Genomic DNA, 17,217 nt, shown 5'->3' with positions numbered 1-17,217 from the left:
AACCGTTCGGCCGTGGTGACCGTGCGGGCGGCCGGGTCGGCGTCCCCCGGACGGAGTCGATCAATGTCGGAAAGCGGACCACGCCGAGGGGCGGCTGAAGCCCTCCACTCCGCTCCACCCCCTGTGACGTGCGGTTTTGCCCCCGGGTCAGGCGCGCCACGCGGGCGAATTTGGTTGCGGGTGGAGGGAAGTGGAGTAGAGTGGGGACCAATGGTGAGGCCGGGAGGGCTCACCGGCCCGGGGGGTCAGCGGCGCCGCGAACGCCGCTCAAGGGCGAGGGGGTTGGGCCGATGTTTCTCGGCACCCACACTCCGCGCCTGGACGAAAAGGGCCGGTTGATCCTTCCGGCCAAGTTCCGGGATGAGCTGGCGGGGGGTGTCGTGGTCACCAAAGGGCAGGAGCGCTGCCTCTACGTCTTCCCGACCCCTGAGTTCCAGCGGATCGCGGAGCAGCTGCGCGCACAACCGATGACCCACAAGGCGGCCCGGGCCTACAGCCGGGTCTTCTTCGCCAGCGCGCACGACGAGGTTCCGGACAAGCAGGGCCGGGTGACCATTCCGGCTCACCTACGGGCCTATGCCGCACTGGACCGCGAGTTGGTGGTGATCGGCGCGAGCACGCGGGTGGAGATCTGGGACAAGGTCGCCTGGGAGACCTACCTCGCCGAGAGCGAAGACGACTTCGCCGACATCGAGGAGGGGGTGCTGCCCGGCGGTCTGTAGGGCGGTAACGGCGCCCGACGTACTGCGAGATCTCCAGCCGCTTTCGAGTTCCTGGCATCACTTCCCCGGTGCCAGGCGCACGATCCAGTCATTGGGCGACGGTCCGGTGTCAGGCGGGAGCGGATGGGGATCTGGCGGTACGACGGCAGCGCCGTCCGACGACAGGCGCACGAGAAGAACGGACGTTTCAACCAGTGGGGGTCATCATGGGGGAGTTGCGCGGCACGCACGTGCCGGTGCTGCTCGAGCGGTGTCTCGAGCTGCTGGCCCCCGCGCTGGGTCGAGGCGGCCGGACGGTCCACGTCGACGCGACGCTCGGTCTGGCCGGGCATGCGGAGGCGGTGCTCGAGGCGCATCCGGAGACGGTCCTGATCGGGCTCGACCGGGACACCGAGGCGCTCGCTCACGCGCGGGTCCGGCTGGCCCGGTTCGCCGACCGGGTGCACCTGGAGCATTCCGTCTACGACGAGTTGCCGGACGTGCTGGACCGGCTGGGCTATCCGGCCATCGACGGGATCCTGTTCGACCTGGGTGTCTCGTCGTTGCAGTTGGACGCGCCCGACCGAGGGTTCGCCTACGCCCAGGACGCGCCGTTGGACATGCGGATGGACCAGACCCGGGGGGTGACCGCCGAAGAGGTGGTCAACACGTACGCGCATCCGGACCTGGCCCGGGTGCTGCGGGTCTACGGCGAGGAGAAGTTCGCCGGCCGGATCGCCTCGGCGATCATCCGGCAGCGGGAGCGGGCCCGGATCACCTCGTCCGCGCTGCTGGCGGAGCTGGTTCGGGATTCCATTCCGGCACCAGCCCGACGAACGGGTGGGCACCCGGCAAAGAGAACGTTTCAGGCTTTACGGATCGAGGTAAACAGAGAGCTGGCAGCGCTGGAGACAGCGTTGCCATCTGCACTCGACGCACTGACCGTGGGCGGTCGCATGGTGGTCCTGTCCTACCACTCGCTGGAGGACAGGCTCACCAAGGCGGCCCTCACGGACCGGGTCCGCAGTAAGGGCCCGATTGACCTCCCGGTCGAGCTCCCCGGGTCCGGTCCGACGTTCCGGCTGCTCAGCCGGGGCGCCGAACTGCCGGGGGAGGCGGAGGTCGCCGCGAACCCGCGGGCCGCCTCGGTGCGGCTGCGGGCCGCGGAGCGACTCGATCCGAACGCGACAGAGCAGGGGCGGACCGACCGCGAACGGTCTCGCCGACGGGTGAAGGGAATGCACCAACCGGGCACGGGGTCCGCCTGATCCGTGGGGGGTCAGGGGCACCGGGACGGCTAGAGGGACGGACGTTGAGGGGGAGGGACATGAGCATTGACAAGCGCGACCGCCGGGACGTCACCGGCGGCGGGCAGCGCGCACCGCGGTCGGGGGGCCGGACCGCGGCGGAGCGGGCTCCGCGCCTCGGTAACGGTACGTCACGCATCGATCGAACGAATCGGCAGGGGGAGACTCGCGCCCGGGGGGCGCGCGAGTTCCCGACTCAGGGCACCGCAGCACTGCGACCGGTCGAGAAGGCCGCCAGCGCCACCAGTGCCCGGCCGCCGCGGCTGCGGGTGGCGCCGCCGCCGCCGATCTCGGTGCCGCGTGCGCCGTTCGCGGCGCTGATCGTGGTGCTGGTGGTCGGCGGGGTGCTGGGCATCCTGGCGGTCAACACCAAGATCAATGAGAACGCGTTCCGGCTGGAGCGGTTGCAGCAGCAGCAGGCTCGACTGGACCTGGAGAAGCAGCAACTGGACAAGCAGATCGCCGACGCCGAGGCGCCGGGCAACCTGACCGCCGAGGCGAAGCGGCTGGGCCTGGTCGACGCCGGGGAGCCGGGCTACATCCGGCTGCCGGACGGCAAGACGATCGGTGTGCCGCAGCCGGCGAACGGCCAGCCGTCGGTGACGAGCCAGGGTGCGGGAGGCTGACCGGTGCCACCAAGGTCGGACGAGCCGCGCCGGGACCCTACGGGGTCCCGGCGCGGTTCTGCACGTGACGCCAGGGCCGCCGACGGCGAGCCACGCACCGGCGAGCCGGGCATCGGGGGCATCTCCGGCGCCCGGGCGTACACCCCGAGGGGCCGGACCGTCCGCGAGGAGCGCGGCACGCCGGCACGCGGTCAGGGCGCCGAACAGCGGCGTACGCCCCGCAGCACCCGGTCCGGTGACCCGTTCCGGCCCGCGTTGCAGGTGCTCGACGGCGGTCGGGCCGCCGCCCGGGCCGGCCGGCGCGACGCTCCGGCCGCCGGACGCGGCGGGGTGGTGCGCACCGTCGTACCGCGTACCCCCCGTGGCCCGGGTGGCGACGAGCCGCCGCCGCGTCGCCGGACCACGCCACGCGCGCCGCGGCGCACCGACCGACCGGCGGCCCGGCGGCCGTCGCGCAAGCCACGACGCCCACCGAAGCTGGCCGACTCGCGGCTGCGGCTGCGGCTGGGCACAGTGCTCGCCCTGACGCTCTTCGCCACCATCGGGATCCGGCTGATCTTCCTCCAGACGGTCGACGCTCCGGCGTACGCCGGGGGCGGCATCGCCGACCGCCTCCGCACCGTCGAGCTGCCGGCGCCGCGGGGCGCGATCTACGACAGCACCGGCGCGCCGCTGGCCCGCAGTGTCGAGGCACGGTACGTGTACGCCGACCCGACCGAGGTGGAGGATTCGGCCGCCGTCGCCAAGGCGCTCTCCCCGCTGCTCGGCATCGCGGTGTCGAAGCTCGTCGAGCAGATGAAGCCCCGCAAGCTGGAGGACGGCAAGCCGTCCCGATTCGTGTACCTGGCGCGGGGAGTGGAGATCTCCACCGCCAAGCGGGTGCAGGCGCTGGAACTGTCCGGCATCGGGGTGCACCGCGACGAGCGCCGTGAGGTGCCCGGTGGTGACCTGGCGGCCAACCTGATCGGCTTCACCAGTCAGGACATGGTCGGGTTGGAAGGGCTGGAAGCCCGCTACGACGACGTGCTCGCCGGCCAGGACGGCAAACGGGTGTACGAGGCCGGCCTCGGCGACCTCGCCGCGCCGATTCCCGGTGGCTACAGCCGGACCACTCAGGCCAAGCCGGGCAGCTCGCTCGCTCTCACCCTCAACCGCGACCTTCAGTTCCGAACCCAGCAGATCCTCAGCGCGGGCATGGCCAAGGCGCCGGGCGGCACCGGCGCGGCAGTGGTCATGGAGATTCCCTCCGGCGCGGTGCTGGCCCAGGCCAGCAACCCGACGTACAACGCGGCGAAGCCGACGCCCAGCGACCCGGTGGCCCGGGAGGACGCCGCGACCAGCTTCGTGGTCGACCCCGGCTCGGTGCACAAGGCCATCACCTACGGCGCGGCGTTGCAGGAGGGCGTGATCACGCCGGACACCACGTTGCCGATCGCCAACAACATCAAGATGGGCGACACCTGGTTCTCCGACACCCATCCGGCCAACGGCAGGCGGATGAGCGTGCCGGGGATGCTCGCCTACTCGTCGAACGTCGGCACCATCACGATCGCCGAGAAGCTCGGCCGGGACCGGCTGATCGACTACCAGAAGCGGTTCGGGCTGGGCAAGCCCACCGGCGAGGGGATGCCCGGGGAGGCCAGCGGCCGACTGCTGCCGGCCGACGAGTGGAGCGGATCGTCGCGTGGGTCGGTGCCCATCGGGCACAGCGTCGACGCCACGCCGTTGCAGATGGCCGCCGCGTACGCCGCGATCGCCAACAACGGCACGTACGTGCAGCCGCACCTGGTCAAGGAGGTGATCGGCCCGGACGGCAAGCGCACCCCCGCGCCGGCCCCGGTCACCCGGTCGGTGCTCAGCCCGCAGAACGCGGCGGCCCTGCGCACCATGCTGGAGGCGGTCACCACCGTCGACGGCGCCACCGGAGTCACCGCGGCCGTCCCCGGCTACCGGGTCGCCGGCAAGACCGGCACCGGATCGCGGCTGGTCAACGGCAAGATAGAGCCCGACAAGGTGTCCTCGTTCATCGGCATGGCCCCCGCCGAGAACCCCCGCTACGTGATCGCGGTCTTCGTGTACGCGCCCAACGGCGGGGGTGCGGCGATCGCCAATCCAGCGTTCCGCGACATGATGCAGTTCACTCTGCGTCACTACCGCGTGCCACCCTCGACCGGCGGATCCGCGCCCAAGTTCGTGGTCTATCCGCGCTGAGCAGCGATGGCGGGACATCATCGGTGAGTGCCGACGAACCACCGGGGCGGCTGTGCGGCCGGAACCGGACGACCGGGTAGGGTCTGACGCCGTGCCCGGCAATCCACGTCCACGTACCGTGACCGGAGTCCGGCTCGGTGATCTCGCCGTCCGGCTCGCCGTCGACCTTCCGGCGGACGCCGCCGCGGTGGTCGTCTCCGGGGTCACCCACGCCAGCCAGGAGGTTCGCCCCGGCGACCTGTACGCGGCGCTGCCCGGTGCCCGTCGGCACGGGGCTGAGTTCGCCGCCGGTGCCGTCGAGGCGGGTGCCGTGGCGCTGCTGACCGACCCGGCCGGTGCGGAGTTGGCGGCGGGAACCGGCCTGCCCGCCCTGGTGGTGCCCGACCCACGCGCCGTGCTCGGCGAGCTGGCCTCGGCCGTGTACGGCGACCCGACCGCCGACCTCACAGTGATCGGGGTGACCGGCACCGCGGGCAAGACGTCCACCGCGTACCTGATCGAGTCGGGGCTGCGGGCCGCCGGGCACACCACCGGGCTGGTCGGGACTGTGGAGACCCGCCTCGGTGATCTGGTGATCGACAGTGTGCGCACCACTCCCGAGGCGACCGACCTGCACGCCATGCTGGCCACCGCCCGCGAGCGTGGGGTCACCGCCGTGGTCATGGAGGTCTCCAGCCACGCGCTGGCGATGGGCCGGGTGGGCGGGGTCCGGTTCGCCGTCGGTGGTTACACAAACTTCGGCTCCGACCACCTGGACTTCCACGCCGACAGCGACGACTACTTCGCCGCGAAGGCCCAGCTCTTCGACGGGCGCTGCGCGGTCGAGGTGCTCAACCACGACGACCCGGCGTTGACGCCGCTGCTCAAGCCGACCACCGTCACCTACTCGGCGGCCGGTGAGCAGGGCGCTACCTGGTGGGCCGACGGTGTGGGTGGCGAGGGGTACGCGCAGCGGTTCACCGCGCACGGCCCGGACGGCGTGGCAGTGTCCGCCGGTGTCGCGCTGCCCGGCCGGCACAACGTGGCCAACGCGCTGCTCGCCATCGCCGCACTCGTCGGCGCCGGGGTGGACCCGGTGACCGCTGCGACCGGTGTGGCTGCCTGCGGGGGAGTCCCGGGCCGGCTGGAGCTGGTCGACGTCGCCGCGCCGGTGCGCGGGGTGGTCGACTACGCCCACAAGTCGGACGCGATAGTGGCCGCGCTTGCCGCGCTGCGCGAGTTGAGCGCCGGCCGACTGATCTGTGTGATCGGCGCCGGTGGGGACCGGGACCGGGGCAAGCGGCCGGTGATGGGCGCCGCCGCGGCGGAGGGAGCCGACGTGGTGCTGGTGACCGACGACAACCCGCGCACCGAGGATCCGGGGGAGATTCGCGCCGAGGTGCTGGCCGGGGCGTACCGGGCCGGCACGGCCGCCCGGATCATCGAGGTGGCGGGCCGCCGCGCCGCGATCGACGAGGCGGTACGGCTGGCGGAGCCCGGCGACGTGATCGCGCTGCTCGGCAAGGGCCACGAGCGCGGCCAGGAGGTGGCGGGTCAGGTGCTTCCGTTCGACGACAGCATCGAGTTGGCCGAGGCGCTGCGGGCCCGCTTCGGGGACCTGGCGGGTCAGCGGTGATCACGCTGAGCCTGGCCGAGGTGGCCGAGGCGGTCGACGGGCGGCTGGTGGCCGCCGACCCGGCCGCCACAGTGACCGGTTCGGTGGAGTTCGACTCGCGCAAGGTGGGGCCCGGCTCGCTCTTCGTGGCCTTCCCGGGGGAGAAGGTCGACGGGCACGACTACGCGGCGACCGCGATCCAGGCCGGCGCGGTGGCGGTCCTCGGCAGCCGAGAGGTGCCCGGGGTGCCGATGGTGCTTGTCGACGACGCCCTGACCGCGATGGGCCGACTGGCCCGCGCGGCGGTGGACCGGCTGACCGGGCTGACCGTGATCGGCGTGACCGGCTCGTCCGGCAAGACCACCACGAAGGACCTGATCGGGCAGCTCACCTCCCGGCTCGGGGCCACTGTGGCGCCACCCGGCTCGTTCAACAACGAGCTGGGGCACCCGTACACCGCCCTGCGGGCGGACCCGGACACCCGTTATCTGGTGATGGAGAAGGGCGCGCGCGGGATCGGGCACGTCCGCTACCTGTGCGAGCTGGTGCCGCCCCGGATCTCCGTGGTGCTCAACGTCGGCACGTCGCACATCGGCGAGTTCGGCTCGCAGGACGCCATCGCCGTGGCCAAGGGCGAGCTGGTCGAGGCGCTGCCGCCGGACGGGCTGGCCGTGCTGAACGCCGACGACCCACTGGTGGACGCGATGGCGGGCCGCACTCAGGCCCGGGTGGTCCGCTACGGCGAGGCGCCCGACGCCGACGTGCGTGCCGAGGACGTCACGCTCGACGAGCGGGGTCACCCGTCGTACACCCTTGTCACCCCGGAGGGGCGCGCGCCGGTGCGGCTCCGACTGGCCGGCCGCCACCAGGTCTGGAACACCCTCGCGGCGGCGGCGGTCGCCCGGGAGCTGGGCATGCCGCTGGCCGAGCTGGCCACGGCCCTCGGCGAGCTGGGGCTGGTCTCGACCCGACGGATGGACGTCTTCGACCGCCCCGACGGGGTGACCGTGATCGACGACTCGTACAACGCGAACCCGGCCTCGATGGCGGTGGCGGTGCGGGCGCTGGCGAGCATGGGCCAGGGGCGGCGTACCGTCGCGGTGCTTGGTTACATGGCCGAGCTGGGCCCGTTCGAGTACGACGGCCACGCCGAGGTCGGCCAACTCGCGGCCGAGCTGGGTGTCGACCGGCTGCTCGTGGTGGGTGAGCCGGCCGCGCCGATCCACGAAGGCGCGACAGCGGTAGCAAACTGGGGAGGAGAGTCGGTGCTGCTCACCGATCAGGCGGCGGCCGTCGAGGTGCTGCGCAGCGAGCTACGACCGGGTGACGTCGTCCTGGTCAAGGGCTCCCGGTACCGGACCTGGGAGGTGGCCGACGCACTGCGCGCCGACGCCGGTGGGGAGCCGACCCGATGAGGGCGGTCATCGTCGCCGTCGGGGTGGCCTTCCTCGTCTCGCTGTTCGGCACCCCGATCGCGATCAAGTTGTTCACCCGGCTCAAGGCCGGTCAGCCGATCCGGTCGGACGGCCCCGCGATGCACCAGGGCAAGAAGGGCACGCCCACGATGGGTGGCGTGGTCTTCATCCTGGCCACGGTGATCGCGTACGTGGCCGGGCACCTCGCCCTGACCAGCCTGCCGGACCAGCAGATCGCCCAGGTGGAGCCGACCATCACCGCGCTGGTGCTGCTGGGGCTGATGGTCTTCTCCGGCGCTGTGGGTTTCCTCGACGACTTCCTCAAGGTGCGCAAGCGCAACAGCGCCGGGCTGAACAAGCGCGGCAAGTTGCTCGGGCAGATCCTGGTCGGTGCGGTCTTCGGGGTGATCGCGCTGTGGTTCCCGAGCACGATGACAAACGGGTCGGGCCTGGCGACAAACACCGAGACGGTGGGCAGCACCACGCTGAGCTTCATCCGGGACATCGACTTCCTGGAGGTCAGCAAGGTCGGCGCGGTGATCATCTTCATCTTCGTGGTGATGGCCGCGACGAACGGCGTCAACCTCACCGACGGCCTGGACGGCCTGGCCACCGGCGCGTCGGTGATGGTGCTCGCCGCGTACGCGCTGATCGCGTTCTGGCAGTACCGGCACTGGTGCGCCGACCCGAACTACACCCAGCCGTACTGCTACGAGGTCCGCGACCCGTTGGAGATCGCGTTGATCGCCGGGGCGGCGGCGGGAGCCTGTGTGGGCTTCCTCTGGTGGAACACCTCCCCGGCGCGGATCTTCATGGGCGACACCGGGGCGCTGGGGCTGGGCGGTCTGATCGCCGGCATGGCGATGTCCACCCGCACCATCCTGCTGCTGCCGATCATCGGCGGGCTCTTCGTGATCATCACGATGTCCGTGGTGATCCAGATCATCTCCTTCAAGACCACCGGTAAACGGGTGTTCCGAATGTCCCCGCTCCAGCACCACTTCGAGTTGGCCGGCTGGAGCGAGGTCAACATCGTGGTGCGCTTCTGGATCATCGCCGGCATCGGCGTGGCCATCGCCCTGGGCCTGTTCTACAGCGAGTTCCTCGCCAACATGACCTGATCCGCAGGACCGGCGCCCCGCGCCCCACCCCCTCATCCGACTCGGGAAGGCGGCGTCGGGGCGGGTTCGACACGCCCGGTGAGGCGTTGTGGGGCGGTGGGGCGTGTTCAGCGGTGATGATGTCGGGGTGGGGGAGGAAATCGGCACCGAGGATGAGACTGTCGGACGACCGCGACGGTCGCCGAGCGCGGCGCGTACACCGGTGGCTGTCGGGGCACGCGGTTCGGAGCGCGGCGCGGCGGCCCGCGAACCCGGGGCACGGGAGCCCGGGGCGGCGGGACGTGGGCCGGAGGCCGTAGCGGCGACACCGCCGCGCGGCTTCGACGCGGCCGGCGGGCTCGCCGCGCTGCGCGGCCTGCTGGACCGGCCGCTGACCTCCTACTACCTGCTGCTGTCCTGCGCCGGCCTGCTGCTGCTGATCGGGCTGACCATGGTCTTCTCGGCGACCAGCGTGAAGGACTACGCCGAGGACGGCAACGCCTCGGCCTCGGTGACCAAGCAGGCCATCTTCGCGGTGATCGGCATCGGCGCGTTCTGGGTCTGCCAGCGCCTGCCGGCCAGCACCTACCGCTCGCTGGGGCGGCCGCTGCTGTTCGCCTCGGTCGCCCTCCTGGTGGTGCTCAACCTGCTGGTCGCGATCGCCCGCCTGACCAAGCAGGAGTCGGCCAGCTTCGGGCCGGTCGAGGCCCGGCTGAACTGGCTGTTCGTCGGCGGGATCCAGCTACAGCCCTCCGAGTTGGCCAAGTTCGCGATGGTGCTCTGGGGTGCGCACCTCGTCGCCCGAAAGGGCGCCGCGCTCGGGTGGTGGCGCGAACTGGCCACCCCGCTCTTCCCGGTGGTTGGCCTGCTCTTCGTCCTGGTCGGCTACAACGACACGGGCACGATGCTCTGCCTGCTGGCCCTGGTCGTGGGCCTGCTCTGGGCCGCCGGGGTGCGGATGCGGGTCTTCGGGGCCCTGGCCGCGGCCGGGCTGGTCGGGATCGGCCTGCTCGTGGCGGTGGCCTCACTGGGCGCCGGCTCCGGCGAGCGCGGCGCTGACAACTACCGCCTCGCCCGGCTGGACATGTTCTTCAATCCACCGGACCCGGAGACCTGCAAACTCAACGACTGCCTCCAGTTCTACCAGGGGCGGCTGGCCATCGAGCACGGTGGCTGGTTCGGTGTCGGGCTGGGCAAGGGCAGCCTGAAGTGGGACTGGCTCCCCGAGGCGCACAACGACTTCATCTTCGCGATCATCGCCGAGGAGCTGGGCGTGATCGGGTGCGTCGTGGTGCTCACCCTCTTCGCGGTCCTCGCGTACACCGGTTTCCGGATCGCCCGGCGGGTCGACGACCCGTTCCGCCGGCTCGCCGCCACCGCCGTGACCACCTGGCTGGTCAGCCAGGCTGTGATCAACATCGGTGGGGTGGTGGGGCTGCTGCCGATCACCGGTCTGCCGTTGCCGTTCATCTCCGACGGTGGAAGTGCCCTGGTGGTGACGTTGGCCGGCATCGGCATGCTGGCGTCCTTCGCCCGCGCCGAACCCGATGCGGCCAGAGCACTGCATGCCCGTCCGCCGGCCCGGTGGGTCCGACTACTCTGGGCCCCGTTGCCGCCGCTTCCCGGCCGGCGTCGCCGACCGGCGACGCCGCCCGCTGGCCGAGGGTCCGTACCCCGGTCCCGCGAGCGGCGCCATGACGATCAGGCCGCGCCGCGCGGGGTCCGACAGGACCGAAGCCGCGGTGGTACGGCGAGCGAGAGGAGACGCTGATGGGTCCGCTGCGTTCGGTGGTGCTCGCGGGAGGTGGCACCGGGGGGCACGTCTACCCGCTGCTCGCCTTCGCCGACTGCCTGCGCCGACACGACCCGGGCGTCCGGATCACCTGCCTCGGCACACCACGGGGCATGGAGAACGACCTGATCCCGCCGCAGGGCTACGACCTGCGGCAGATTCCGGCGTACCAGCTGCCCCGGTCGGTCAACATGAACCTGGTCCGCACCCCGGGTCGGATGTGGACCGCGGCGCGCGCCGCGGGCAAGGTGATCGACGAGGTGCGCGCCGACGTTGTCGTCGGCTTCGGCGGGTACGTCTCGGTGCCGGCCTACCTGGCGGCGTGGCGCCGCGAGCTGCCCATGGTGATCCACGAGGTGAACGTGCCGCCGGGCGTGGCCAACAAGCTGGGCATGAAGTTCACCAAGAACGTGGCCGTCGGCTTCCCGAACCAGCCGAGCCAGGCCGAGTCGCTGCGGGACGCCACAGTCGTCGGTGTGCCGCTGCGCCGCGCCATCGCCGGTCTGGACCGGTACGCGCTGCGTAACGCCGCCCGCGCCCACTTCGGGCTCCGCCCGGACCTGCCGGTGCTCTTCGTGTCCGGCGGCTCGTCCGGCGCCCGCTCCATCAACCTGGCGGTCTCCGGGGCGGCCAAGGAGTTGGCCCGCAACGGCGTGCAGGTGCTGCACGTGATGGGCGCCCGCAACGAGCCGGTGCCGATCCCCACCGACCTGCCGGTGCCGTACGTGACGTTGCCGTACCTGTCCGAGATGGAGCTGGGCTACGCCGCCGCCGACCTGATGCTGGCCCGGGGCGGGGCGATGACCGTCGCCGAGGTGGCCGCGATCGGGCTGCCCACGATCTACGTGCCGTACCCGCACAGCAACCAGGAGCAGCGGCGCAACGCGTTGCCCGTGGTGGAGGCCGGCGGTGGGCTGCTGGTCGACGACGCGGAGCTCACCCCGGACTGGCTGGAGCGGACCGTCATCCCCCTCATCCGTGATCCACAGCGGCTGTACAACATGGGTGCCGCGGCCGGGTCCTACGGCCGGCGCGACGGCGACGAGGCGCTGCGTTCCTTCGTGCTGGCGGCGGTGGCCCGATGACCGCGCAGTTCACCCCGGCCGGCACGCTCACCGCCGAGGACCTGGGCGCCGTCCACCTGATCGGAGTGGGTGGGGTGGGCATGCTCGGCGTGGCCCGGCTGCTGCTCACCCGCGGTATCCGGGTCTCCGGCAGCGACCTGCGGGAGTGGCCCTCGCTGGCCGGCCTGCGGGCGCTCGGCGGCACCATCCACCTCAGTCACGAGGTGAGCAACCTGGACGGCGTGGACACGGTCGTCTACTCGTCGGCCATCCCCCAGGACCACCTGGAGCTGGTCGAGGCGCGTCGGCGCGGCCTGCGGGTGCTGCACCGCTCGGAGGCGCTCGCCGCGGCGATGACCGGCCGTCGGGCGGTGGCCGTCGCCGGCACGCACGGCAAGACCACCACCACCTCGATGGTGACGATGGTGCTCCAGCAGGCCGGTGTGGACCCGTCCTTCGTGATCGGCGGGGAGATCTCCGAGGTCGGTTCGGGCGCCCACCACGGCACCGGCGAGCACTTCGTGGTCGAGGCGGACGAGAGCGACCGCTCGTTCCTCATCTACCGCCCGTACGTCTCGATCATCACGAACGTCGAGGCGGACCACCTGAACACCTACGGCGACTACGCGACGCTGGAGGCGGCGTTCGTGGAGTTCGCCCGCCTCACCGACCCGGACGGGTTCATCATCACCTGCGTCGACGACCCGGGCGGTCGGCGGTTGGCCGAGAGCCTGCGGTCCGAGGGACGACAGGTGTTCACCTACGGCGAGGCCGCCGACGCCGACCTGCGGTTGACCGAGATGGTCTCCTCCGCGCGTGGAGTGCGCTACCTGGCCGCGATCGACGGGCGGTCGCTGGGCGAGTTCCGGCTGCCGGTGCCGGGCCGGCACATGGGGCTGAACAGCGCCGCCGCGGTGCTGGCCGCGTACCTGCTGGAACTGCCGCTGGAGGCGGCGGAGGCCGCGCTGGCGGTCTTTCCCGGGGTGCGGCGGCGCTTCGAGCGCAAGGGTGTCGCGGACGGCGTGCTGGTCTACGACGAGTACGCCTACCACCCGACCTCGATGACGTTGGCGAACCAGACGTTGCGCGAGGTCGCCGGGGACGGCCGGCTGATCGTCGTCTTCCAGCCGTACCGGCTGTACCGCACCCGCGACAACCAGGCGGAGATCGCCGAGGCGCTGGCCATCGCCGACGAGGTGGTGCTCCTGGAGGTCTTCGGGCCGGGTGAGTTGCGTCAGCCCGGCGAGGGCTCGGCGGCACTGATCGCGGCGGTGGATCTGCCCGCCGACCGCAAGGTCTTCGTGGAGTCGTGGGAGCAGGCCCCGATCGAGGTGGCCCGTCGCGCCCGCGCCGGGGACGTGGTGGTCACCATGGGCGCCCCGCCGATCTCGCTGATGGGCGACGAACTGCTGGCCGCCCTGGGTGAGCGTGCGGCCGGCTCGGCACCGACAGCGACCGTCGACCCGGTGGCCACCACCCCGGCGATCGGTGATCCGGTGCCGGGTGGGGCGACGTCCGGCGGCGACGGAGCGGCTCTCGGTGGCACTGCCGTGCCCGGCGGCTCGGCGCCCACGGCCGGATGAGTCCCGGCCCGGCCCGAGGGCGGACCAGCGCCGCCGACGGTGGCGCTCCGCGCCGCGGTCCGGCCCGGCGGTGGCAGTTGGTCCGGGCGGGCCGCGACGCGGTGCCGCCCTCGACCCGCCGGTTCATGGCCCGTGCCCGGCAGCGCCGCATGCGTGCGGCGCTGCCGTGGGCGGTGGCCGCCGGCGTGCTCGCCCTGGCCGGGCTGGTCGCCTGGACGGTGCTCGGCACCGGGCTGTTCGGTGTGCGGGAGGTGCGCGTGGAGGGTGCCGACCTGGTCACCCCGGTGCAGGTGCACGACGCGGCAGGGGTGCCGGACGGCGTGCCGCTGGCCCGGGTGGACCTGGACGCCGTCGCCCGTCGGGTCGGTGCGCTGCCGGCGGTGGAGCGGGCCGCGGTCTCCCGGGACTGGCCCGGCGCGCTGGTGGTGCGGGTGACCGAGCGGACAGCGGTGGCGGTGGTGCCGCAGGGCGAGGTGTTCGCCCTGATCGACCGGAGTGGGGTGGCGTTCCGGACGGTGGAGCGACGCCCGGGCGACCTGCCACAGGTGACTGTGGCCCGCCCGGCCGCCGACGACCCGGGCACCCGGGCCGCGCTGGAGGTGCTCGTCGCGCTGACGCCGCAGCTGCGCGCGGAGCTGGTGGACGTGAACGTTGCGGGGCTGGCCCGGATCAGCCTGCGGTTGCGCGGCGACCGGACGGTGGTCTGGGGCGACGCGACCCGGGGTACGGACAAGGCTCGGGTGGCCACCGCGCTGCTCGACGAGGACGCCGACCGGATCGACGTGAGCGCGCCGGATGTGGTGACCTTTCGTTGACCAGGGAGCGTGCGCGGCGTGACCCGTGGCGCTCCGCGCGGCGACACGCCGCCCGGGTCCTTGGCTCATGGCGCGGTGGCGCTTACGTTGCCCCGAAGAGCTTCAGTGGTTGACATAACTGTAAGCCTCTAGTAGAGGGTTAGGGTTCACCCCTGATCCTCGTTGGAGACAGCTGTCGTCGGCCGCTGGTCTGGCCACGCCGTAACCGGTCGGCCGAAGCCAATCTCGAAGGAAAGGACCGGAGATGACACCTCCGCACAACTACCTGGCGGTCATCAAGGTCGTCGGCATCGGGGGTGGCGGCGTCAACGCCGTCAACCGGATGATCGAGGTTGGGCTCAAGGGCGTCGAGTTCATCGCGATCAACACCGATGCGCAGGCGCTGCTGATGAGCGACGCCGACGTCAAGCTCGACGTCGGTCGGGAGCTGACCCGCGGCCTGGGGGCCGGGGCCAACCCGGACGTCGGGAAGAACGCCGCCGAGGACCACCGCGACGAGATCGAAGAGGTGCTCAAGGGCGCCGACATGGTCTTCGTGACCTGCGGCGAGGGCGGCGGCACCGGCACCGGCGGCGCGCCCGTGGTGGCCAACATCGCCCGCAAGCTCGGCGCGCTGACCATCGGCGTGGTGACCCGGCCGTTCTCCTTCGAGGGCAAGCGCCGCCAGGTGCAGGCCGAGACGGGGATAGACGAGCTCCGCAACCAGTGCGACACGCTGATCGTCATCCCGAACGACCGGCTGCTGGCCCTGGGCGATCGCAACATCAGCATGATGGACGCGTTCCGTACGGCCGACCAGGTGCTGCTCTCGGGTGTGCAGGGCATCACCGACCTGATCACCACCCCGGGTCTGATCAACCTGGACTTCGCCGACGTCAAGAGCGTGATGAGCGGCGCCGGCAGCGCGTTGATGGGCATCGGCAGCGCCCGCGGCGAGAACCGCGCGGTCGAGGCGGCCGAGGCGGCCATCTCCAGCCCGCTGCTGGAGCAGAGCATGGACGGCGCGCGGGGCGTGCTGCTCTCCATCGCCGGCGGCTCCGACCTGGGCCTGTTCGAGATCAATGACGCCGCCCAGTTGGTCACCGACGCGGCTCACCCGGACGCCAACATCATCTTCGGCGCTGTCATCGACGACGCGCTCGGTGACGAGGTGCGGGTGACTGTCATCGCGGCGGGCTTCGACGGCGGCACGCCCGCGTACAAGGCGGCCGAGCCGACCCGCAAGACCAACACCAACCAGCCGGCACCGCAGAGCACCCCGGCGCCTGCGCCGGCCACCAACCCGGCTCCGGCCCAGTCGCCGCGTCGCGTGCTCTTCGACGACGTGGACGTTCCCGACTTCCTGAAGAACGGGTCCTGAGCACCGCCGATGACCGACAGTTCAGCCACGGTAGGGCCAGATCGGCACGCCGAACTCGCGGCCGGTCTGGCCCAGGTTCGGTCCCGGGTCGATGACGCCTGCGCGCAGGCCGGCCGGGACCGGGCCGAGGTGACCATGATCGCGGTGACGAAGACCTACCCGGCCAGTGACGTGTTGGCGCTGGCCGGGCTCGGGGTGACCGACATGGGGGAGAACCGCGACCAGGAGGCAGCCGGCAAGGCCGCCGAGGTGGCTGCCGCCGGGGTGCGTCCCCGCTGGCACTTCATCGGCCAGTTGCAGCGCAACAAGGCCCGCTCGGTGGTCCGCTACGCCGACGTGGTGCACTCCGTCGACAGTGTCCGGCTGGCCCGGGCGTTGGCAACCGCGACAGCGGACCGGCAGGAGCCGCTCGACGCTCTGATCCAGGTGAGCATCGACGGCGACGCGGCCCGGGGCGGCGCCCTGCCCGGCTCGGCGGATCCGGCCGCCGGGCTGGAGCCGGTGGCCGAGGCGGTCGCCGACGCGCAGGGGTTGCGTCTGGTCGGCCTCATGGCTGTCGCTCCGCTGGGATGGGAGCCGGAGCGGGCGTTCGCCCGGCTCGCGGAGGTCGCCGACGCGTTTCGGTCTGTCCACCCGGGAGCCACCGCGCTGTCCGCCGGTATGAGCGGGGATTTCGAAATAGCGATCCGTTACGGCGCGACACATGTCCGCGTCGGTAGCGCGTTGCTCGGAATGCGTCCCACGCTGCGGTAGCCTGACCGCGAGACAAGCAAATTACATCAGTGTTGTTTCAGGGGCGGGCGTCTCCCGGTCGGGGGTCGTGGCGCGCGACGCGAATCGCGCGCCGGGGGGATTGCTGTTCCGGTCCGATGGGCATGGTTGTCCACTCGCGACGGGCGACATGGCACGGGGGCGCGTGCCGCACGGCGGACGGAAGGGCGCGGGATGGGTGCACTGCGCAAGGCGGGGGTCTGGCTCGGTCTGGTCGAAGAAGACGACGAGCGGGCCTACGACGACGGTGGCTACGACAAGGGTGGCTACCGCGACTCGCGGTACCGGCAGAGCCGGTACGCCGAGGAGTTCGCCGACGACGACGAGGACGACGCCGAGGAGCCGCCGGCTCCCCGGCCGCGCGACAGCGGGCGGGGCCGACTCTCCGAGCGGTCGAGCGCGCGGTTGAGCGAGTCCGAGCGCGGCGACGGTGAGCGGCCGGAGCGGATCGAGCGGTCCAGCGTCCGGTCGATCACCCGGTCGTCGGCGGGCGAGACCTCCGGTGCGCTGACCTACCACACTCGGGACAACCTGGCCCTCGCGCCGCAGGTCACGTCGCGGGAGCGGGCTCTGCCCGAGGAGGAGCAGCGTTACCAGATCACCACGCTGCACCCCACCACCTACCGGGAGGCGCGCACCATCGGTGAGCACTTCCGCGACGGTGTCCCGGTGATCATCAATCTCACCGAGATGGATGAGGCGGATGCCCGCCGTCTGGTGGACTTCGCCGCCGGGCTGGCGTTCGGCCTGCGCGGTACGATCGAGCGCGTGACCAATCGGGTGTTCCTGCTCTCACCGGCTAACGTCCAGGTCACCGCAGAGGACAAAGCCAAGATCGCTGAGGGCGGCTTTTTCAGTCTGAGTTGATCCCGCCCGAC

Annotated in this window: 13 protein-coding genes and 1 pseudogene; all 14 read left to right on the top strand. The window is 71.9% G+C overall.

The window, feature by feature from the left end; genetic code table 11:
• The first annotated feature begins 290 nt into the window (after positions 1-290).
• The 14 genes and pseudogenes from mraZ (at position 291) to sepF (ending at position 17,206) form a co-directional block, all read left to right on the top strand.
• Entirely contained in the window at positions 291-722 is a 432-nt protein-coding gene (gene mraZ / locus ABZU43_RS18285; RefSeq protein ID WP_030488958.1) for a division/cell wall cluster transcriptional repressor MraZ, read from the top strand.
• Between the two features lie 206 nt (positions 723-928).
• A pseudogene (rsmH, locus tag ABZU43_RS18280) lies at positions 929-2,039 on the top strand (16S rRNA (cytosine(1402)-N(4))-methyltransferase RsmH).
• Positions 2,029-2,634: a hypothetical protein gene (locus ABZU43_RS18275; protein ID WP_355007677.1), complete on the top strand. Its 606-nt coding sequence runs from the start codon at positions 2,029-2,031 to the stop codon at positions 2,632-2,634. The pseudogene rsmH and the gene ABZU43_RS18275 overlap by 11 nt, the downstream one beginning before the upstream one ends.
• A 3-nt stretch (positions 2,635-2,637) precedes the next feature.
• A complete protein-coding gene (locus ABZU43_RS18270; RefSeq protein ID WP_355007676.1) occupies positions 2,638-4,845 on the top strand; it encodes a penicillin-binding protein 2 in 2,208 nt (735 codons plus the stop codon).
• 52 nt (positions 4,846-4,897) lie between these two features.
• Positions 4,898-6,460 carry a UDP-N-acetylmuramoyl-L-alanyl-D-glutamate--2,6-diaminopimelate ligase gene (locus ABZU43_RS18265; protein WP_355007675.1) on the top strand — a complete coding sequence of 521 codons (1,563 nt, stop codon included), beginning with the start codon at positions 4,898-4,900 and terminating at the stop codon, positions 6,458-6,460.
• Positions 6,457-7,854: a UDP-N-acetylmuramoyl-tripeptide--D-alanyl-D-alanine ligase gene (gene murF, locus ABZU43_RS18260; protein WP_355007674.1), complete on the top strand. Its 1,398-nt coding sequence runs from the start codon at positions 6,457-6,459 to the stop codon at positions 7,852-7,854. The genes ABZU43_RS18265 and murF overlap by 4 nt, the downstream gene beginning before the upstream one ends.
• Entirely contained in the window at positions 7,851-8,975 is a 1,125-nt protein-coding gene (gene mraY, locus ABZU43_RS18255; RefSeq protein ID WP_124815347.1) for a phospho-N-acetylmuramoyl-pentapeptide-transferase, read from the top strand. Before murF ends, mraY begins: the two co-directional genes overlap by 4 nt.
• A 346-nt stretch (positions 8,976-9,321) precedes the next feature.
• On the top strand, positions 9,322-10,725 hold the full coding sequence (locus ABZU43_RS18250) for a putative peptidoglycan glycosyltransferase FtsW (protein WP_355007800.1): 1,404 nt from the start codon (positions 9,322-9,324) through the stop codon (positions 10,723-10,725).
• Positions 10,725-11,831 carry an undecaprenyldiphospho-muramoylpentapeptide beta-N-acetylglucosaminyltransferase gene (gene murG / locus ABZU43_RS18245; protein ID WP_355007673.1) on the top strand — a complete coding sequence of 369 codons (1,107 nt, stop codon included), beginning with the start codon at positions 10,725-10,727 and terminating at the stop codon, positions 11,829-11,831. Before ABZU43_RS18250 ends, murG begins: the two co-directional genes overlap by 1 nt.
• The gene (gene murC, locus ABZU43_RS18240; protein ID WP_355007672.1) at positions 11,828-13,393 is read left to right on the top strand and encodes a UDP-N-acetylmuramate--L-alanine ligase; all 1,566 of its coding nucleotides are present in this window, start codon (positions 11,828-11,830) and stop codon (positions 13,391-13,393) included. Before murG ends, murC begins: the two co-directional genes overlap by 4 nt.
• Positions 13,390-14,208 carry an FtsQ-type POTRA domain-containing protein gene (locus ABZU43_RS18235; RefSeq protein WP_355007671.1) on the top strand — a complete coding sequence of 273 codons (819 nt, stop codon included), beginning with the start codon at positions 13,390-13,392 and terminating at the stop codon, positions 14,206-14,208. Before murC ends, ABZU43_RS18235 begins: the two co-directional genes overlap by 4 nt.
• 244 nt (positions 14,209-14,452) lie before the next feature.
• Positions 14,453-15,568 carry a cell division protein FtsZ gene (gene ftsZ / locus ABZU43_RS18230; RefSeq protein WP_091407710.1) on the top strand — a complete coding sequence of 372 codons (1,116 nt, stop codon included), beginning with the start codon at positions 14,453-14,455 and terminating at the stop codon, positions 15,566-15,568.
• Between the two features lie 9 nt (positions 15,569-15,577).
• Entirely contained in the window at positions 15,578-16,321 is a 744-nt protein-coding gene (locus ABZU43_RS18225) for a YggS family pyridoxal phosphate-dependent enzyme (RefSeq protein WP_355007670.1), read from the top strand.
• A 192-nt stretch (positions 16,322-16,513) separates the two neighbouring features.
• Positions 16,514-17,206 (top strand): cell division protein SepF, encoded by a 693-nt coding sequence (gene sepF, locus ABZU43_RS18220; protein ID WP_355007669.1) that lies wholly within the window; start codon positions 16,514-16,516, stop codon positions 17,204-17,206.
• Positions 17,207-17,217: the final 11 nt, after the last annotated feature.

Origin of the sequence: Micromonospora sp. NPDC005205 (assembly GCF_040608275.1) — a bacterium.
GTDB lineage: Bacteria > Actinomycetota > Actinomycetes > Mycobacteriales > Micromonosporaceae > Micromonospora.
This window is presented reverse-complemented; position numbering and strand designations above follow the sequence as displayed.